The sequence below is a fragment of the Desulfonatronovibrio magnus genome (assembly GCF_000934755.1).
Taxonomy (GTDB): domain Bacteria; phylum Desulfobacterota; class Desulfovibrionia; order Desulfovibrionales; family Desulfonatronovibrionaceae; genus Desulfonatronovibrio; species Desulfonatronovibrio magnus.
Window position 1 is genome coordinate 1 of sequence record NZ_JYNP01000135.1, and the last position, 2,304, is coordinate 2,304.

Consider the following 2,304-nt stretch of genomic DNA (forward strand, 5'->3'; position numbering starts at 1 on the left):
TTGGCATGGTAAACCTCTGTTAGGGCTTGTGGTTGTTGGGTTGAAGGGAATGTAGCGAAATATGGTAGAAAATGCAACTTAAAGAACCTGTCCCCGATTTCACTAAGCTGCTCGCTGCGCCTTAAAGCCCACCTGCCAACTGGTCCAAAATTTTTTTTGCCCTTACGCAGCTTTGCCGAAAGGACACAAAAGGTCACACCTTGGCAGTGTGACCTTATTATGGATGTGTTTTTTATTGTGCTGCTCGGTTTACGAGCTCGGAGAATTCTTCGAGGGACTGAGTTTTATAAAACTTTCTGGTTAATGTCCGCAGGCTATCGATGGAGTCTATAGATTTGATTTTATCCTGGAGAGAATTCGGTAAAGGGCCGTGAAAGTCTCCAGCTACATCTATAAGGGTTTCTTGGGCGTTTTTGAGCATAGCATGACCAAACCACTCATTTTTCAACACATTAATTGTATTTTCATACTCTGCCCTAATTTCCTCTCGTCCCTCTCTTCTAAACATTTCAGCTATGGTTCCCATATATATCTCCCCTTCGTCTATCTCAGTTTCGGCAATCTGTTTTATGTCAATATATTCCTTTTCGTCCCTGGTTAACTCCAGGTAATGCAAAATCAATTGCAAAAAATCCAGCAAACGCGCCTTAGGATCAACTTTCTTTATCAACTGTAAGGCTCTTTTGACCCCTTTCATGAATTCTGGAGACCCCGAATACCGCCAGATGGTAAAAAGAGCTTTTAAAGTTTCATCAAAATCGTAGTCTTCAGGGTCATCATTTACTGCATCATACAGCAAGAAGTTAAAGTCAGGAATGAAAATTTTGAAATCATCAGAGGGCAGATCCACCAAGTCTGACACCTTGGTGGGTTTCCAACCCTCCTCTGGATGAGCTATCAATATCGGGATAATAACCGGCAATCTGGTTTCACCGGTATTTTTCTGGTATTGCTTCCAGAACTCAAGAATGTACCTCAAGAACTGCAGCGGTGTATTCTTTTTGAAGGTGCTCTTGTGCTCCAGGAGAAAAAAGACCTTGGCTACATATGAACCGCATTTAGTCGGCACGCTGACAACCAAGTCTGAATAGTAACTCTGCAGACTCTTGGGCAGATATGAGTCCTTCTTGTAATAAATCTTATTAAAATCAAGCTGCTTCACGATTTTTGCAGGAAGCATTGATTTTATTAAGCTGATGGCATTCAGCCGATCCGACAAAAAGTACTTGATAGTGCTGTCATGAATATTTGGTGTGCTCATAAGGAAATAATAATACTACTTTTGAATATGGTTGGCAAGCATCATCACAAAAAGTCAACTCAAAGAACCCTTATGTTGCGTTGCTGGTCTTGATGATGTCATGACCAAGCATCTCTTTAATTTCAAAGATGGAAGCCCCGGATTGAAGCAGGTTTTGGGCATAGGTGTGGCGCAGCCAATAGGCTGAGCCTTTGATTCCGGCTTTGCGGAAGCAGGCGCTGGTATCCAGGCTGATGGCCATGGACGTTATTGGCTTGAATGGGGGGCGTGTTGCGCAGAATACAAATCTGTGTCCCGGATCTTTGGGCCTTTCCCAGGCAATGTACCCTGCCAGAGCCTTTAATGTATCGCATGGTAAAGGCATTCTGGCCGGGATGGCGTTTTTCCTGTCCGGGATACATATTTCTTTTTTCTGGAACCCGATATCGTCCAAAGATATCTTACAGACTTCTCCTGGTCTTAAACCAAGAGACAGCATCAAGTGGATCATGGCGTATGATCTGAGCCCTTGGGGATGATTCACGTCAATACTTTCAAGGAGCTTCCTGGTCTGTTCCAGAGTAAGGAATCTGGGGGGATTGCTCTGGGCAAATACAGGAGGTCCCTGGATCAGGGCGCTCAAATCCTGCCTGATTACAGCTCTTTCCTGGTACAGGTAACGCAAGAATCCCCTGAGATTTGAGCGTTCATGTATCCGGGTCTCAGGGGCGTAATTTTTAATTTCTTTCGGCCAGGAAAGTGTCCATATGAAAGACATCCAGTTCTTCCAGACGGATTCCACTTTTCTGCAAGTAATCATTCAGGGCGGATAACGTGGCCATGATGCGCAACATCTGGATATGCCCAGTCTGTCTGGTTTTCTGATAATAATGGATGTATTGCTCATATATCGGGGGCAGCTTGTCTCTTTTCAGTTTGCTTCTGCCTCTGCCTTTAGGCAAAGCATCCGGCGGCAGGGAGATTACGCCCTGCCGGTGGAGATAACGGATGAATCCGCGCAGCACAAAGCCTGCATGCTTTACCTGGACATGCTCCTGGAATGC

At 44.8% G+C, this 2,304-nt stretch carries 2 protein-coding genes and 1 pseudogene; all 3 read right to left on the reverse strand.

Features of this window, described 5'->3' with window-relative positions; genetic code table 11:
- Positions 1 to 232: 232 nt before the first annotated feature.
- Positions 233 to 1,261 carry an Rpn family recombination-promoting nuclease/putative transposase gene (locus LZ23_RS11690; protein WP_045214394.1) on the reverse strand — a complete coding sequence of 343 codons (1,029 nt, stop codon included), beginning with the start codon at positions 1,259 to 1,261 and terminating at the stop codon, positions 233 to 235.
- Positions 1,262 to 1,331: 70 nt separating this feature from the next.
- The gene (locus LZ23_RS11695; RefSeq protein WP_045214396.1) at positions 1,332 to 2,018 is read right to left on the reverse strand and encodes a tyrosine-type recombinase/integrase; all 687 of its coding nucleotides are present in this window, start codon (positions 2,016 to 2,018) and stop codon (positions 1,332 to 1,334) included.
- Positions 1,978 to 2,304 (reverse strand): annotated as a pseudogene (locus LZ23_RS25070) (tyrosine-type recombinase/integrase); the annotation flags it as partial. The pseudogene LZ23_RS25070 and the gene LZ23_RS11695, both read right to left, overlap by 41 nt.

Excerpts from the sequence above, each read along its gene's own strand:
- LZ23_RS11690 (WP_045214394.1), bottom strand. The coding sequence starts at position 1,261 with ATGAGCACACCAAATATTCATGACAGCACTATCAAGTACTTTTTGTCG.
- LZ23_RS11695 (WP_045214396.1), bottom strand. The coding sequence starts at position 2,018 with ATGTCTTTCATATGGACACTTTCCTGGCCGAAAGAAATTAAAAATTAC.